At 69.2% G+C, this 15413-nt stretch carries 12 protein-coding genes and 1 pseudogene; 7 read left to right on the forward strand and 6 right to left on the reverse strand.

From position 1 onward, the window contains the following. Position 1: 1 nt before the first annotated feature. Positions 2-211 carry a hypothetical protein gene (locus AC3B6C_RS13645; protein ID WP_010844328.1) on the reverse strand — a complete coding sequence of 70 codons (210 nt, stop codon included), beginning with the start codon at positions 209-211 and terminating at the stop codon, positions 2-4. Positions 212-439: 228 nt separating this feature from the next. Here AC3B6C_RS13645 and AC3B6C_RS13650 point away from each other — a divergent pair, with 228 nt between their 5' ends. After that, entirely contained in the window at positions 440-853 is a 414-nt protein-coding gene (locus tag AC3B6C_RS13650; RefSeq protein ID WP_004020198.1) for a cold-shock protein, read from the forward strand. Positions 854-871: 18 nt separating this feature from the next. On the opposite strand, the gene AC3B6C_RS13655 is transcribed toward AC3B6C_RS13650, so the two are convergent. Together AC3B6C_RS13655 and AC3B6C_RS13660 are read right to left on the reverse strand one after the other, a co-directional pair. After that, on the reverse strand, positions 872-1384 hold the full coding sequence (locus AC3B6C_RS13655) for a DUF2771 family protein (protein ID WP_010844327.1): 513 nt from the start codon (positions 1382-1384) through the stop codon (positions 872-874). After that, a complete protein-coding gene (locus AC3B6C_RS13660) occupies positions 1381-3402 on the reverse strand; it encodes an MFS transporter (protein WP_488373139.1) in 2022 nt (673 codons plus the stop codon). The genes AC3B6C_RS13655 and AC3B6C_RS13660 overlap by 4 nt, the downstream gene beginning before the upstream one ends. Before the next feature lie 87 nt (positions 3403-3489). On the opposite strand from AC3B6C_RS13660, the gene AC3B6C_RS13665 reads away from it, so the two are divergent. Then, positions 3490-4296, forward strand: a complete 807-nt coding sequence (locus AC3B6C_RS13665) for a DUF3027 domain-containing protein (protein WP_488373140.1) — start codon at positions 3490-3492, stop codon at positions 4294-4296. 17 nt (positions 4297-4313) lie between these two features. Further along, the gene (locus AC3B6C_RS13670) at positions 4314-7097 is read left to right on the forward strand and encodes a sacsin N-terminal ATP-binding-like domain-containing protein (protein ID WP_488373141.1); all 2784 of its coding nucleotides are present in this window, start codon (positions 4314-4316) and stop codon (positions 7095-7097) included. Here the strand turns inward: AC3B6C_RS13670 and AC3B6C_RS13675 are convergent. Beyond that, positions 7057-7650, reverse strand: coding sequence for a TetR/AcrR family transcriptional regulator (locus AC3B6C_RS13675; RefSeq protein ID WP_010844323.1), 594 nt, complete (start codon positions 7648-7650; stop codon positions 7057-7059). The genes AC3B6C_RS13670 and AC3B6C_RS13675 overlap by 41 nt on opposite strands. A 117-nt stretch (positions 7651-7767) precedes the next feature. On the opposite strand from AC3B6C_RS13675, the gene AC3B6C_RS13680 reads away from it, so the two are divergent. Then, entirely contained in the window at positions 7768-8907 is a 1140-nt protein-coding gene (locus tag AC3B6C_RS13680) for an acyl-CoA dehydrogenase family protein (protein WP_488373142.1), read from the forward strand. 19 nt (positions 8908-8926) lie between these two features. Here AC3B6C_RS13680 and AC3B6C_RS13685 read toward each other — a convergent pair whose 3' ends face one another. Then, positions 8927-9649, reverse strand: coding sequence for a hemerythrin domain-containing protein (locus AC3B6C_RS13685; RefSeq protein WP_488373143.1), 723 nt, complete (start codon positions 9647-9649; stop codon positions 8927-8929). 110 nt (positions 9650-9759) lie between these two features. On the opposite strand from AC3B6C_RS13685, the gene AC3B6C_RS13690 reads away from it, so the two are divergent. Continuing rightward, positions 9760-10341 (forward strand): phosphatase PAP2 family protein, encoded by a 582-nt coding sequence (locus AC3B6C_RS13690; protein WP_488373144.1) that lies wholly within the window; start codon positions 9760-9762, stop codon positions 10339-10341. A 156-nt stretch (positions 10342-10497) separates the two neighbouring features. Here AC3B6C_RS13690 and AC3B6C_RS13695 read toward each other — a convergent pair. Continuing rightward, positions 10498-11225: pseudogene (locus AC3B6C_RS13695) on the reverse strand (DUF222 domain-containing protein); the annotation flags it as partial. 263 nt (positions 11226-11488) lie between these two features. On the opposite strand from AC3B6C_RS13695, the gene AC3B6C_RS13700 reads away from it, so the two are divergent. Further along, complete coding sequence (locus tag AC3B6C_RS13700; RefSeq protein ID WP_488373145.1) at positions 11489-14068, forward strand: outer membrane protein assembly factor BamB family protein; 2580 nt, start codon at positions 11489-11491, stop codon at positions 14066-14068. 84 nt (positions 14069-14152) lie between these two features. Next, on the forward strand, positions 14153-15403 hold the full coding sequence (locus tag AC3B6C_RS13705) for an acyl-CoA dehydrogenase family protein (RefSeq protein WP_488373146.1): 1251 nt from the start codon (positions 14153-14155) through the stop codon (positions 15401-15403). Positions 15404-15413: the final 10 nt, after the last annotated feature.

The following is a 15413-nucleotide window of genomic DNA, read 5'->3' on the forward strand; positions in this document are numbered from 1 at the left end:
CTCACCTGGCTCGGCGTCCGGCACGGAGTGCGTACACCAGGCCCAGGATGAATCCCAGCGGTGCGCACATGGTCAGCAGGTAGACGGCGGTCGGTGCGGTGTCGCCGTCGGTCACCAACGGTGTGAGGAACAACGCCACGACCGCCAGAATTCCGATTCCGAACACAACCCCGGCCGCCTGCAGCAATCGCGGGGACGACGTCTTCTGCATACCTGCCACGGTAGTGCAACGGCGATCGGTCCGACGCCGCGCGATGCGCGTCCGCCGGGTAATGGTGTGACCTCGGGGTGGGGCGTTGGCTAGGATGGTCGCAGCAGGCGCCTTGCATCCGTCTGGGCCCGCGCGGCATTCGCCGTCGGACCGCCGAGATGGGTGACGGCGTCTTTTGTCGTGACGGGTCGTTTTTCGACAGTTCTAGTACAGATGAGGGTGAGCACAGTGCCGACCGGCAAGGTGAAGTGGTACGACGCGGACAAGGGCTTCGGCTTTCTCTCCCAGGAGAGCGGTGAGGACGTCTACGTCCGTTCGGCAGCGTTGCCCGACGGCGTCGAGGCGCTCAAGCCGGGACAGCGCGTCGAGTTCGGCATGGCCGCCGGTCGTCGCGGACCGCAGGCGTTGAGCGTGAAGGTGCTCGAGCCCGCTCCCAGCGTCTCCAAGAACGTGCGCGAGGCCGCCCGCAAGGACGTCAAGCGGCACACGCCCGACGAGCTGCACGGCATGGTCGCCGACCTCATCACCCTCTTGGAGGGCAAGGTCCAGCCGGACCTGCGCAAGGGCCGTTACCCGGACCGCAAGACCGCGCAGCGGATCTCCGAAGTCGTGCGTGCGGTCGCGCGGGAGCTCGATTCCTGAGGACCGATTCCAGGGGACCTAGGCGTCCGGTGCGGTCTGGACCGCGAGTTCACCGCGGGGCAGGACCTCGTCGGCGGGGGAGAGCCGCGCCGAGGCGGAGATGACGGTGAATCCGATCAGGACCCGGTCCGGCACCGATCGCAGCGTCAGCGTGTACGTGCTGTCCGATCCCTGCGGTTGCTCGTCTTCGACGAGCCCGCGAGGCGTCTGGTAGACGGCCGCCAGGTTCCACGGGCCCTGCGCGATCTCACTCGAGACGGTCAGCATGACCGTCGAATTCACCGGCACCGGTACCGCCGCGGTCTCGCGCGGCGCGGTGATCTCGGGATCGCATTCGGTCAGCATCAGGTCGCACCACCAGCGCGGATCGACCGTGTGCAACTCGTCGCCGACCGCGACGTGCAGGTAGGGCTGGTCGTCGGAACTCACGTTGCGGGTCAGCAGGAACACCGATGTCCCCACCACCGCCACGAACAGCACGACGACGATCGCGATGATCGACAGAGCCTTCTTCTCACCACTGCTGATCACTGACGGCGTTGTCCTGTCTGGTTGTGCGGGGGGTGATCGCCGTGGCTGTACGGGCGCTCACCCCGATTCTCGAAGGGAGCGGTCGACGGTGTCCGGGTGGGCATCCGGGCGGTCGAGGGACGCTGGGCGTGCGGTGTGGTGTCGGCGTCGGCCGGGCCGGGCCGGATGTCCGACCGGGCACCGGCCGCGCGGAAGGCCACGGTCGGCGCGGCATGGTCGGGGCGACGACCGCCCAGACCGGGGACGAGCGACTTTCCGCGGGTGGTCATCACGGTCTGCAGCAGCCCGAGGCCGAGCAGCACGGACACGACCGTGAATCCGATCCACAGGGTCGGCGGCAACAGCACCCCGAGCGAGGCGCCGAACACCCACGACAACTGAAGCACCGTCTCCGACCGACCGAACGCCGAGGCGCGGGACTCGTCGGGCAGGTCGTCCTGGATCGAGGAGTCCAGGCAGACCTTGCCGATCGCGCTCGTTCCCGAGGCGACCAGGGCGGCGACCGCGGCCGCGGCGATGTTGCCGAAGACGGCGGCCAGCACCGCGACGACGAAGCAGGCGGCGGTTGCGCCGACGACGATGTTCGGCGGGTTCTTCAGTTCGAGGCGGGTCCCGATGCCGTTGCCGATCAAGTTGCCGACGCCGGCGGCGGCGCCGACCGCACCGAGGAGCAGCAGCTGGGTCCAGTCCGACGCGTCGCCCTGCTGGGCCTTGGCATAGAACGCCACGAAGAGTGTCAGGAAGCCGGTCAGGATGCGGATCGTGCCGTTGCCCCACAATCCCGCGACGACCTTGCGTCCGAGCGGCTGGCGCATCTTGGCGGCGATCATCTTGGCGCCGTCCCGGGCGCTCGCCGGCTGATCGGTGTCGCCGGGGGCCGACCGCGCGGGCTCGCCGTGGTAGGTGAGGGTCGTCGGGATCTCACCTTCGGTGGACTCGACCCACGACGGGATGCGCATACACAGGTAGGCGCCGGCCGCGGCGACCACGGCCAGCCACACCATGGCGCCCGGCAGGTGCAGCGGGAGTATCTGGCCGAGCAGGAATTCGATGGCAGCGGCGACCGCGCCACCGACGATCGTGCCGCCGATCAGGCCGAAGGTGGTCAGCCGGGAGTTCACCCGTGGCAGGTCGATGGTCGGCGGCACCACCCGGGGGGTGACGGCCGACTTGAGCACGCCGAAGGATTTCGACAGCACCAGCAGGCCGAGGGCGCACGGATAGAGCACCCACGGGTCGTACTCCAGCTGCTGGGTCACGTCGTTCCACTGGACGTTGGACATGATCAACAGGGCCAGGACGACCCGTAGGCCGAAGGTCGTGGCCATGGCGATCCGGCGACCGCGCTGCAGCCGGTCGAGAAGGGGTCCGATCAGGGGAGCTATCAATGCGAAGGGCGCGATGGTCAGCGCCAGGTACAGGGCCACATTGGTCTTCGACTCACCCGTCGCGGCGGCGAAGAACAGCGTGTTGGCCAGCGCGACGGCCATCGCGGCGTCGGCGGCGAAGTTGGCGATCACCGGCAGCGTCAGCGCGGTGAGGCCCGATTGGTCGGCGCCGTCGGCGGTGGCCGCCCGGTGGATCTTGCCGAGTCCTTTGCCGGTCAGCTCGCGGCTGCGCATCGCCGCGACCCGCATCACCGTCAGCTTCTTCGGCGCCCGGGCCGAACCGGTCTGGTCCGAACCGTTCTGGGGCCCGTGATCGGCCGGCATCGCGCGGGTCCGGTCCTCCGACGGCGGCCGGCCGCGGTCGTCGAGCGGCGGGAGGTGCGGATTGTGGGTGGGCGGGGGGAGGTAGGCGTTGCGGCCGGGACCGGGGCCGGCCGGTGGCTCTCCCCATCCCGGTGCCGGTCTCCAGGTGCGCATCTGTCGCGTCTCGTCGACCGGATAGTTGGTCGAACCGGGGTGCTGCGCGGCGCGTCGTGCGCGGTCGTCGGGCGGCGGCTGATGGGGATGCTGGTTCGCGGGACCCCTGGGGGCCCCGCGCCCCTCGTCGTGTCGGGAACTCCGTGGGATCACGCTGACGATTGTTCCTCATCTCCGGCTGTGGTCGCTTGAAGCGGGTCGGTTGTGTGGCACACGTCGGCGATATTGCACACTGGAGCAGTGACTCAGGTTGGTGACGGCGAACGGCACGGTAACGGCGAACGGCTCCTGGCGGCCGTCGACATCGCGCGTGCTGCGCTGCTCGACGAAGGTCAGCGGCCGGGCGCCCATCGGCGCAGTGTTGCCGAGGGCGACTGGGCAGCCGCGCACTACTTCGACGCCGAGCTCGCGGGCTACCGGGGGTGGCAGTGGTGCGTCGTGCTGGCGGGTTCCCCGGGCAGCGACGAGATCACGCTCAGCGAGGTCGTGTTGCTCCCCGGCGACGGCTCGTTGCTCGCGCCGCCGTGGGTGCCGTGGGCCGAGCGTGTCGCATCGGGTGACCTCGCACCGGGCGATCTGCTCGCCGCCGAGCCCGACGACCCGCGTCTGGTGCCGAATCAGATCGACACCGGCGACGAGTTCCGCTTCGAGTCCGACTCCGTCGACGCCGACGACATCGGTCAGATCGCGGGCGAGCTGGGACTCGGCCGCAAGCGACTGCTGAGCCCGGAAGGGCGCGCCGACGCCGCCCAGCGCTGGTACGACGGCGACTTCGGCCCCGGCTCGGAGATGGCCCAGGCCGCGCCGTATCCCTGCTGCACGTGCGGCTTCTACGTTCCGCTGGCGGGTGCTCTGCGGGCCGGGTTCGGCGCGTGCACCAACGAACTGGCCGCCGACGGGCGCGTGGTCTCGGCCGAGTACGGGTGCGGTGCGCATTCGGACGTGCAGGGGCCCAAGGGCGACGGGTCGCCGGCCTACGACGCCTACGACGACGGCGCGATCGAGGTCGTCGCGATCTCCCGGGACGCGGAACCGGCCCGGACCTGATCCGGCGCGCCCCGACCGTGAGCGACGACCCGTTCGACACCGCGGTGCTGCGGTCCTCCACGCTGGATGCATGGGCGGCGTCGCCGACCCGGCTCGCCGAGGATGCGGCCGCCGAGTCGGATCTGGTGACCGTCGGATATCGGGATCGGCTCCTGACCGAACTCGCCGCGAACGCCGCCGACGCCGCGTCGGCGGCCGGCATCGCAGGTCGGCTCGCGGTGTGGGTGGACGGTGCGGAACTGCACGTCGCCAACACCGGCGCCCCGCTGACCGATGCGGGGGTCCGTTCACTCGCCGCGCTGCGGGTGTCGGCGAAGACGTCGGGTGATCCGGGTGAACGGCAGATCGGGAGATTCGGCGTCGGGTTCACCGCCACCGCGACGGTCGCCGACCGTGTCGAGGTACGTTCGCGCAGTGGGTCGGTGGTCTTCGACCGGTCCGCCACGCTGGAGGCCGCGCGAGCCGCAGGCATCACCCTCGGTGCCGCATCACACGTGCCGGTGCTCCGATTGGTGTGGCCGACGGACCGGGAACCGGCACCGGGCTTCGACACCGAGGTGGTGCTTCACCTCCGCGAGGAGCCCGGTCCGCTCCTCGAGACGATGCTGGCCCAGGCGCCGGACCTCGTCGTCGAACTGACTGCGCTGCAACGAATCACCGTCGGAGAGGTCGAGGTGTCGGCCGAGCGGTCGGCGGGCCCGGACGTCGACGACGATGCCGCGCAGTCGGTGCTGACCACGGTGTCGGTCGTCGGACCCGCCTCGACCGACCTGCCGTCGACACGTCGTTGGCTCGAGGTCGCTCGTGGCGGTACGCGCTGGCTCGTCGACGCCGACGGTGAGCCCGGGCCGGCCGGAGATGTCCTGCGTGCGCCGACTCCGACCGACATCGAACTCAGCCTGCCGTGCCGGTGCATCACCGACCTCGCGCTCACCCCGGACCGGCGCCATCTCCACCCGCGCGCCGAGATCGGCGATGCGGCAGCGGGTTACGTCGATCTGATCCGGCTCGTCGAACCGTCGCGCAGGGTGCGCCTAGTCCCGGAGCTGCATCTGGCGCGTAATCCCGACGATGCGCGTCTGATCGAGGCGGTGCGGCGCGAACTCCGCGACGCCACATGGCTTCCGGCGGCCGCGGGTGCGGACCTGATGCCACCGCGTGCGGTGATGCTCGTGGGCTTGACCGATCGGCTCGCGGAGATACTCGGTGAACTCTTCGGCGACCTGGTCCACCCGGATCTCTCACTGACACAGCATCTCCCGGCGCTCGGCCGGTTGGGCGTATCGGAACTCGGGCTTGCGGAACTGGCCGAACGGCTCATCGGCGTCGACCGCGAACCCTCGTGGTGGCACGGCCTGTACGACGCCCTGGCCCCCTTGGTGTCGACCGGGCGTGAGGTCGAGGAACTCGGGGCCCTGCCCATCCCGAGGTCGGACGGCCGGACCGCGATCGGGGTGCGCGGCCTGTTCGTCAGCGACCGGATCTCGACGCCCATGCGGTGGATTCCCACCGTGCATCCCGAGGCCCGCCACGAGTTGCTGACGCGACTCGGCGTCGCGGATCTGACGGTGGCCGAGGCGGTCGGGGATCCGGCGCTGCGCAGTCTCGTCGAGGACGTCGACTTCGAGGCGGCCGACGACGGGCTGGCCGCCGAGGTCTGCGCGGTGTTGGCGGCCGACCCGGAGGCGCCGGTGCCGTCCTGGCTGTCGGCGCTCGCCCTGCTCGACGCCGACGGCGAGCTGCGTCCGGCCGATGAACTCCTGCTGCCCGGCAGTCCGCTGCTCGAGGTCCTGGTCGACGATCACCCGTTCGGCGTCGTCGATGCCGAGGTGGTCGCCGAGTGCGGTGCCGAGCACTTGCGTCGGATCGGTGTCGGGTGGGGTTTCGTCGTCGTCGACGACGACCTGCCCGTCGCGCCCGACCATGACCTGCCCGACGAGGAGGACTGGTGGGAGACCCTCGCCGATGCTCCGGAGAAGCTCAGCGCGGTGCGGGATCTCGATCTGGTCGACGACCGGCGCTGGCCGGCGGCGCTGTCCATGCTGGCCACCGACGATCGGATCCGGCCGCTGCTCGCCGACCGCGCGGGCTACACCGCCTGGTGGCTACGACGCCATGCCGAGGTCGACGGTCTGCTGCTGGGGGAGTACCGATCACCGTCGGATGACGTCCTCGAGGGCGTCATCGACCCACTCGACCACCCGCACGCCGACGAACTCGGCGGCGCCCTCGCCCGACTGGAACCCGACTCCGCCGACGACGCGACGCTGCTGCTGACCCGGCTCGGCGATCGGGAACGGGCGATCAGTCCGGGTGCGGCGGTGTCGATTCATGCCGCCGTCGTCGCCGCGTGCCGGCGCGGAGCCGTCGACCCGCACGATGTGGAGGTACCGGAGCGGGTGCGGACACTGTCCGGCCGGGCGCACGATCGCGCGGTCGTGGTCGACCGGCCCTGGTTCCTCCAGGCGCTCGCCGACGACGAGTGCGTGCTCGCCGGCCCGACGGTGACCATCGCAGACGCCGACCTCCTGGGCACGCTGCTGGATCTGCCGCTCGCGAGCGAGGAGTACTCGACGGCGGTGTCCGCACCGGGTGAGGCGGTCGGCTGGGCGCACCCCGATGTGGTGCGTTTCGGAGCCGTCCGTGGCGCCGAGGTCCCGCGCGGCGAGGCTCGGCTACACGACGAACTGTGGATCACGCTGCGCGGCAATGACATCGATCGTGAGGCTCGGGTCGACTGGTGGGTCGACGCCGCGGGTGTCACGCACCTCGAGCGTCGCCGGCGTCGATCCCGGCGGTGAGGATGGACGCGAGCTGCCGATAGGCGGCCGCGTCGTCGAGGCCGGTGGCCGCCCACACCTCACGCCGTTGGATCCGGCTCATCATCGACGACGCCAGGTCGGCGGCGAACGCGGCGTCGACGTTGCGGAACTCGCCCGCCGCCACCCCGTCGGCGATGAGTGCCTGGACTCGCGACGACGCTGCCGCGGTGTTGCGTTCGTACAGCGAGCGGGCGGGTCCGAAGGCGTCGAGGTCGCGCATGAACGCCTCGGACGCCGGTGCGAGTGCCTCGCCGACCGCGACCAGATAGACGATGACCCTGTCGCGCGGACTCGACGACGCCGCGACCCGCGACTCCACCTGTTCGGTCGCGGTGCGGAAGAAGTGCGTCACAGTCGCGGTGACCAGCTGCTCCTTGCTCGCAGCGAGCGTGTAGAGCGTCGACTTCGAGCATCGCAGTTCGGCCGCTATGGAGCCGATCGACAGGTGTGCGAACCCCTCGCGCAGGATCAGTTCGAGCAGTGCGTCGAACAACGCGGCCCGGCGCCGGGTCGCGAAACCCTGAGTCGGCATGCTCGCTCCTTCTGCGCAACGTGTGGCGTCGGCTGTACGCCCCGATGCCGAAATAGTACTGTGGTCAAGACTTGAGTACTAGTTTGGTTATCAATTGCCGTTCCCTGGAGGTCTGTGATGCCGGTCGATCGCCTGCTACCCAACGACGAGGCGCGCGACCTCATCGCGCTTGTCCGCGACGTCGCGGACAAGCGCATGGCGCCCATCGTCGACCAGTACGAAAAGGACCGCCGGTATCCCGACGGGCTGTTCGCCGAACTCGGTGAGGCGGGACTGCTCGGTCTGCCGTACCCGACGGAGTGGGACGGCGGCGGCCAGCCGTACGAGGTCTACCTCCAGGTGCTGGAGGAATTGGGCGCGCGCTGGGCCGCGGTCGCCGTGGCAGTGAGTGTCCACGGCCTGGCCTGCCATCCGCTGTTCAACTTCGGCACCGACGAGCAGAAACAGCAGTGGTTGCCGGACCTGCTGAACGGCAGGTTGGTCGGCGCCTACAGTCTCAGCGAACCCCAGGCCGGGTCCGACGCGGCGGCTCTCGCATGTCGCGCCGCGCCCACCGACGGCGGCTACACGGTGACCGGTTCCAAGGCGTGGATCACCCACGGCGGCATCGCCGATGTGTACAACGTCTTCGCCCGCACGGGTGAGGGCTCCAAGGGCGTGTCCTGCTTCTTCGTCGCCCGCGACACCGACGGGCTCACCTTCGGCAAGCCCGAGGACAAGATGGGCCTGCACGCGGTCCCGACGACCGGCGCCTCGTACGACGGTGCGTTCGTCGAGGAGGGGCGCCGGCTCGGGTCGGAGGGGCAGGGACTCCAGATCGCCTTCTCCGCTTTGGATTCGGGGCGCCTGGGCATCGCGGCGGTGGCCACCGGTCTGGCGCAGGCCGCGCTCGACGCCGCCGTCGACTACGCGCAGGAACGAGCCGCGTTCGGCCGCAAGATCATCGATCATCAGGGTCTGTCGTTCGTGCTGGCCGACATGGCCGCCGCGGTCGACTCGGCCCGCGCGACCTACCTCGACGCCGCTCGCCGTCGCGACGCCGGTATCGACTACACGCGTGCTGCCGCGACCGCCAAGCTCGTCGCCACCGACGCCGCGATGAAGGTCACGACCGACGCGGTCCAGGTGTTCGGCGGATACGGTTACACCCGCGACTTCCCGGTCGAGCGGTACATGCGCGAGGCCAAGATCACCCAGATCTTCGAGGGCACGAACCAGATCCAGCGACTGGTCATCGGACGGTCGCTGGCGCGGTGAGCTCCGCGGACGTCGGTGATCAGCGCGGGTTGTAGTAGAACGCCCGGTTGTCGAGCCGACGGAATCTCGGTCCGCCGAGTGCGATCATCAGCCGCAGGGCGGCGGGGATGCGGGCGTACACCGCGTCCCGATCGGGCCCCGCCAATCCCTTTGCCATCAGCGGGCTCGTCCGCAGGGTCTCCGCCAGACCCGCCCGCTTGGCCATCTTCTCCTCGAAGGCGTTCCAGTCGTACGGCGTCATCCGGCGCTGCACGATCGCGATCGCGTCCGTCTCCTCGTGGGCGAGGTGCCTGCCGAGAACAGCCTCAGCCCGCCGCAGCGCGTCCGCGAGTGCCGCGCGGGTCGCGTCGTCGGCGTGCCCGGTCATCCGCGCGAAACCTTCCGAGCACTCCTCGAGCAGCGGATCGATCTCGTCGTGCTCGGACTCCATGGCCGCGAGTACGGCTTGCTCGGTGGTGTCGCAGCGCTCGAGCAGCAGTGGCCACAACTCGAAGTCCTCGCCGACGTGATGGTGATGCAGCGCGTGTCCGAACATCGTCCATCGCCGCGCGAGCGCGCGCCACGTCCCCGCGTCGTCGATGGGCGTGACCGGGACGGTGGCGGCGAAGTCGGCGAGGTCGCGCCGGAAGCCGTGGTGGAGCACGTACATCATGAACGGGTCGATCGGGCCTTCGGGCGCGGCGGCCTGCCCGGGGAGCATGAGCTGGATCGGGTGAGTGGAGCGGGCGGGGTGGGTGGTCATCGTCGGTGTCCTCATCGGTACGGGGGTCGGGCTGATTCGATGACCACAGTCGGCCGTGCCGCTTGTGACGCACTTGAAGGCGACTTGGGTGACGCGGTTAGGGTGACGGGATGTTGATCTCTCCGGCGACGATCGACGAGAACATCCTGAACTGGGTCGTCCAGAACCGCTCGGAGCCGTGGATCTCGATCGCCGAGGTGCTGACGCTGCTCGGCAACACCGTGACGATGACGGCGCTGACATGTGTGGTCGTCATCGCGCTCGCGGTGACCCATCACCGGGCCGACGCCGTCTTCGTGGGTGCCGGAGTGCTTTGTGGCTATGCGGTCATGCAGGCGCTGAAGTACTCGTTCGCGCGGGACCGGCCGCCCGTCGAAGACCGCCTGCTCAACATCGACACCTTCTCCTATCCGTCGGGGCACGCGATGATGACGATGGTCGTGTTCGGCCTGTTCGCTGTCGCGGCGTACCGCTGCTCTACCTGGGTGCGCTCACATCGTTGGATCCTGGCGATCGCACCCGTGCTGTCGATCCTCGTGGGCCTCACCCGAATACAACTGGCCGTGCACTGGACCACGGACGTGATCTCGGGGTGGTTGTTCGGCGCGATCTGGGTTGCGCTGTGCACGTGGATACTTCTCCGGTACGAAGCGCGGCGCGGTTACGGCGGTCCCGCCGAGGATCTGCAATAGGTCATGGCCCCATCTTCAGCAAGGGGCAGTTCGGTCCGACATGCGACTCAAACTGCCCCTTGCTTGTTCGGCCCCGAGATCGTCGTCATCGCCTTCTGGCCTGAACGCCAACCTCGGTTCGCTCTGGAGTTGTCAAAGGACGGTTGCGGTCCCGGACGCGTCGGCGCGGCGTTGCTCGGCGGTGCGTCGGTCGTCGGCGCCGTCGGGTTCGGGGCGTGGGCAGGAGCGTTCGTCGATCATCGCGAGGAACTTCTCGCCGACGACTTGGGTGAGGTCGGCGCGGATGTTGTCGACTCTGCCGTCATCGGCAGTGTGGACGTTGACGGTGTTCAACGACGAGTCATCGGCGGCGGGGATGGCGGTGTCGGTGGCGTCGGCAAGCGTGTTGGCGATGGTGCGGGCGTGTTCGAGCACTTGTGCCGGTGTCGCGCCGCAGAGTGCTCGGCCGAGGAGTTCGGTCTCGTACTTGGAGCGCTCGTCGTCGGAAATGGCTGTCGCCGAGCGTTTGTCGATGTGATTCATTCCTCGAACGATGGATCGACGACTTCCGACGACAAGCGTCCGTCGGCGGCGTGACGAGCCAGGGCGGGCAGCGTGGGTAGGCCATCGACACTGCGCGTGATCCGTGAGGCCACTGCGGGTGCATGTCCCATGTCGATCAAGAGCTGCCGGGTGGTGCCACCTGCCTTATGAGCGACACCGAGATCCTCGAGTTGTACTGTGTGAGTGACGATCTGGTGATCGACGGCGTTGCGGATCAACCGCAGCACGTTCAACGCATCGAATGTCGCTGTGCCCGTGAGGTCGTCGGCGGGCGGGGTGTTCTCGATGAGCTGATCGAGGAGGGTGGTGAGCTCTGGCATGACTCCAAGGTACAGGAACATTCGTTCGATTTCGAGGGGTTTCCACAAGCGGGGGATCGCGAAATCTTCGACTGTGCAGGCAATTTCGTCGACTGTGCTTCAATTTTCGTCGACTGTGCGTAAACCGTTGACAGTGGTGGACTCCAGTCACATCCGTTTCGGATACTCGGTCGAACAGTGGTGAATGTGCCCCGCGTCGCTCGTCACCGGGGCGCGGTCCTGGCAGACCAGATTCCTCCGGGCGGGGGACAGTCACGGGGCGGGGACAGGGATTCACTGGACGGATGTCGAATCCGGGGCCTCCCGACGATGATGCGAACACGTCCGGATCGCCCCACGGGGACGAACCGCCGACGTCGATCCAGCCCGCTCGCCCGACGGTGGTCCCCGGCGTGCCGCTGGAGAAGGCGCCGGGTCCAACCGGGTATCCCGGACCGCAGCCGGCATATCCCCAGGCCGGCTACCCGCCGCCGGGTTACCCGCCCCCGAACTTCCCGCCCCCAAACTTCCCGCCCCCGAACTTCCCGCCCCCGGGTTACCCGCCGCCCGGATATCTCCAAGCTCCGTATCCCCACCCCGGGTACCCGCCGCGCCCCCGACGGTCCAACCGCGTTGCATACCTCATCACGGGCATCGCGCTGGTCTGTGTGCTCGCGTTGGTCGTCGGGGGCGTCGTGTGGTGGAAGTCGTCGTCGCGGGGTGGCGGGTCCGATGCCGCTCCGGACCTCGTGGCCGGTCAGCTCACGGGCTCGTTCCCCAGCGAGCCGAGTCCCGCCTGGAGCATCGATGCGGGTTCGCTGGGCGGCACGGCGTACGTGTCCGGGCTGCCGCTCGAGGCGACGTACATGACGCAAGGTGCGGTACACGACGACCGGACACTGGTGACGCTCGTGAAAGTCGGTGATACCGCGGATGGTCCGGCGCATCGCCTCGTCGGCGTGGCCGTCGAGTCCGGGGAGAAGTGGTCGTTCGGCGAACCGGTATCCGGGTGCTCGGACTCCATCGTGGACAACACGATTGCGTGCCTGGGTCGGGACGCCGCGTACTTCGTGGACACCCGGACGGGCCGCGAGATCGGACGCGCTCCCGCGCCGCCGCAGGCCTTCGGGATCGCCTACAACGGCGCGGCGGCGTTCGTCCGCGACTTCAGCGGCGTCACCGGACGCCAGGTCGTGATCCACAAGGTCACGCCGCACGGCGTCGAGTGGCGGCGGACGGTCGACCTGCCCGAAGCGTTGCCGAGTGAAGACGCCTCGCAGTTCATCGCCACCGACGACCTCGTCGCGAGTGCCGATGGAGTCGTTGCGGTCATCTCGGCCGACGACGGGCGAGAGATCTTCACCAGCCCGGGACGCACCGGAATGGTGCCGCGTCCGGACGGATCGCTGCTCGTGGTGACGGGCAGGATGACCGACGGCCGCCCGACGAACGGTCCCGTCACGCAGGTGGAGCCCGACGGCACAACCCGCGATTTCGCAGGTATGAGCGTGAAGTCGGCACTCGTCACGACTCCGGCGCAGAGTCGACGCGTCATCATCGATGACACGTACACCGACGTCGCGGACGGCACCCGGGTGTGGACGTCGACCGACCTCCCGGCCAACTCGTCGCCGACCGTGGTGCTGGCGGATGACCGTGAGGTCGTGTGGACGACGCACGACGCCGTCACTGCCGTCGACGTCACCTCTGGCCAGATGCTGTGGACGAACCCCGCCGGGTCGATCTACGGTTCGACCGGCCACGCCGTCACCGACGGCGAACGGCTCGTGGCACCCGCGCTCGATGGTGGAGTGACGGCCCTCGATCTCGTGGGCGGCGCTCCGGTGTGGTCGTTGACGGCGGACGCGATCGGCAACGTTCCGGTGGCGGGCAGCACAGAGCCGCGTCCGGCGCTGACGTTCGCCGTCGGCGATCGGCTGATCACCATGACCGCGACCGCGATCACCGGGTTCGCGCCCACCGGGCCGTCGGCCATCGTCCCCGGAACTACCCGCGACGACGACGCCGCCGGTGGCGAACCCGAGTACGTCACGCCGTGCGGGTTGCCCCCGGTCTTCACGCCGCAGTCGTTCCGGACGTCGGCGGGCGGGCTGGGCGTGACCATGAAGGTCACCGCGAAGTGCCCGGGCGGCGACGTGCTGTACGGACCGCAGACCCGGATCACCATCACCGACGGCACCGGCATCGTCGCGTCCGGCAATTTCGACTTCCGGCGCGCACCGGTTGCGGTGCCATCGCTCGACGGCGCGGGCGAGGCGCTGACGATGGAACTGACCTACCCGCCGGGGAGCTTCTTCCGGCTGCCGGACACGCTCGATACGCAGGGCGCGGCCACGACCGGCGACTCCGGCCGGTACCTCGTCGACTGCGACAAGGGCCCGGCCCCCGGTGCCCCGCCGAAGCTCACGGCACCCCGGTCGGGGACCTCGGCGTCGTCGACCGCCACCGGCCCCTCGTTCCCGGCCGGCGCCGACGTGACCGCGAGCAGTGTCGGCGCCCTGCGTCTGCAGGCCGATGCCGATCGCGCCTTCATCCTTGCGAACCTGAACAACCGGTGGGTCGCGCAGCTGAGTTCCAAACGACCGGGTCTCGTGGCCGAGGGACGCACCTGGACCGATCCGGCGATCCTCGACGAATTCCTGGCACTCCGGCTGCGGTTCAACGACGTTCGGCTCCTCTGGAGTGACGAGTGGCCGGTGTTCTCGTACCGGGGCTGGTGGGTGACGGTGGCCGCGGCGACCTTCCCGGGGCCGGTGGAGGCCAACAACTGGTGTCGCGCGCAGGGATTCGGTCCCGACAACTGCTTCGCGAAGCTGGTCAGCACGACGGCGGGTCCGGAGCGGAGCACCGTGTACTGGAAATGAGGCACACCGGGAGCCCGGGTGGAAGGGCACGCCGGATTGCCCCGAACGATGACAACCGGTCGGCGCCCCGCGATACGGTCGGGTATGGATTTCTCCCCGTCAGCGCGGTCGGCCGAACTCACCGAACGCGTGCGCAACTTCGTGACCACCGAGATCGAGCCGGTCGAGCCCGAGATCCATCGGGACATCAAGGCTCGCCGCGACGGGGACGGCGACCCGTGGACGCCGTCGCCGATCATCGCCGAACTCCAGAAGAAGGCCCGGTCGCAGGGATTGTGGAACCTCTTCCTGCCCGCTGAGCACGCCGGTCGTTATGCCGCGGATTTCGGCACCGACGGCGGGGCGGGACTCACCAACATCGACTACGCCCCGGTCGCGGAGGCGATGGGTTCGTCGGGGCTCGCGCCGGTCATCTTCAACTGCAGCGCACCCGACACCGGGAACATGGAGGTGCTGCTCCGCTACGGCACCGAGGAACAGCGCAAGCAGTGGCTCGAGCCGTTGCTGACCGCCGAGATCCGCAGTGCCTTCTGCATGACCGAGCCGGCCGTCGCGTCGTCGGACGCCACCAACATGGCCGCGACCGCCGTCCTCGACGGCGACGACGTCGTCATCAACGGGACCAAGTGGTTCTCCACCGGTGTCGGCCATCCCGACTGCAAGGTCCTCATCTTCATGGGCGTCACCGATGCCGAGGCCGACCGGAAGTCCCGCCACACGATGGTGCTCATTCCGATCGACACCCCCGGGGTCACCATCGACCGGATGCTGACCACCATGGGCTACTACGACGAGCCGTTCGGCCACGGTGAGGTCAGCTTCGACAGCGTCCGCGTCCCGGCGTCCAACATCCTCCTCGGACCCGGCCGGGCGTTCGAGATCGCGCAGGGCCGCCTCGGCCCGGGCCGGGTGCATCACTGCATGCGGGCGATCGGACTGGCCGAGAAGTCACTGGAACTCGGTGTGCGTCGCGCACTCTCGCGCGAGGCCTTCGGCAAACAGCTCGCCCGTCTCGGCGGCAACAGCGAACGTGTCGCCGACGCCCGCATCGCGATCAACCGGTCGCGGCTGCTCGTCCACCACGCGGCGTGGCTGCTCGATCAGGGCCTGTCCCGCGAAGCGGTGTCGGCGGTCAGCGAGATCAAGGTCGAGGTGCCCAACATGGCGCTCGACGTGATCGACCTCGCGATCCAGTTGCACGGCGGTGCCGGACTGACCGACGACTTCCCGCTGGCGCAGGCCTGGGTGGGCGCGCGCTCGCTGCGACTGGCCGACGGACCGGATGAGGTGCACCGCAACGTCGTTGCGCGCATCGAGTTCGGCAAGTACCGCTGATCGGGGAACG

It is taken from the genome of Gordonia sp. 11cp (assembly GCF_057767225.1).

What these genes read in the sequence shown, in the direction of transcription:
- AC3B6C_RS13645 (WP_010844328.1), bottom strand. Translation starts at nt 211, where the DNA reads ATGCAGAAGACGTCGTCCCCGCGATTGCTGCAGGCGGCCGGGGTTGTG.
- AC3B6C_RS13675 (WP_010844323.1), bottom strand. Translation starts at nt 7,650, where the DNA reads ATGCCGACTCAGGGTTTCGCGACCCGGCGCCGGGCCGCGTTGTTCGAC.
- AC3B6C_RS13680 (WP_488373142.1), top strand. Translation starts at nt 7,768, where the DNA reads ATGCCGGTCGATCGCCTGCTACCCAACGACGAGGCGCGCGACCTCATC.
- AC3B6C_RS13685 (WP_488373143.1), bottom strand. Translation starts at nt 9,649, where the DNA reads ATGACCACCCACCCCGCCCGCTCCACTCACCCGATCCAGCTCATGCTC.
- AC3B6C_RS13690 (WP_488373144.1), top strand. Translation starts at nt 9,760, where the DNA reads ATGTTGATCTCTCCGGCGACGATCGACGAGAACATCCTGAACTGGGTC.
- AC3B6C_RS13700 (WP_488373145.1), top strand. Translation starts at nt 11,489, where the DNA reads ATGTCGAATCCGGGGCCTCCCGACGATGATGCGAACACGTCCGGATCG.
- AC3B6C_RS13705 (WP_488373146.1), top strand. Translation starts at nt 14,153, where the DNA reads ATGGATTTCTCCCCGTCAGCGCGGTCGGCCGAACTCACCGAACGCGTG.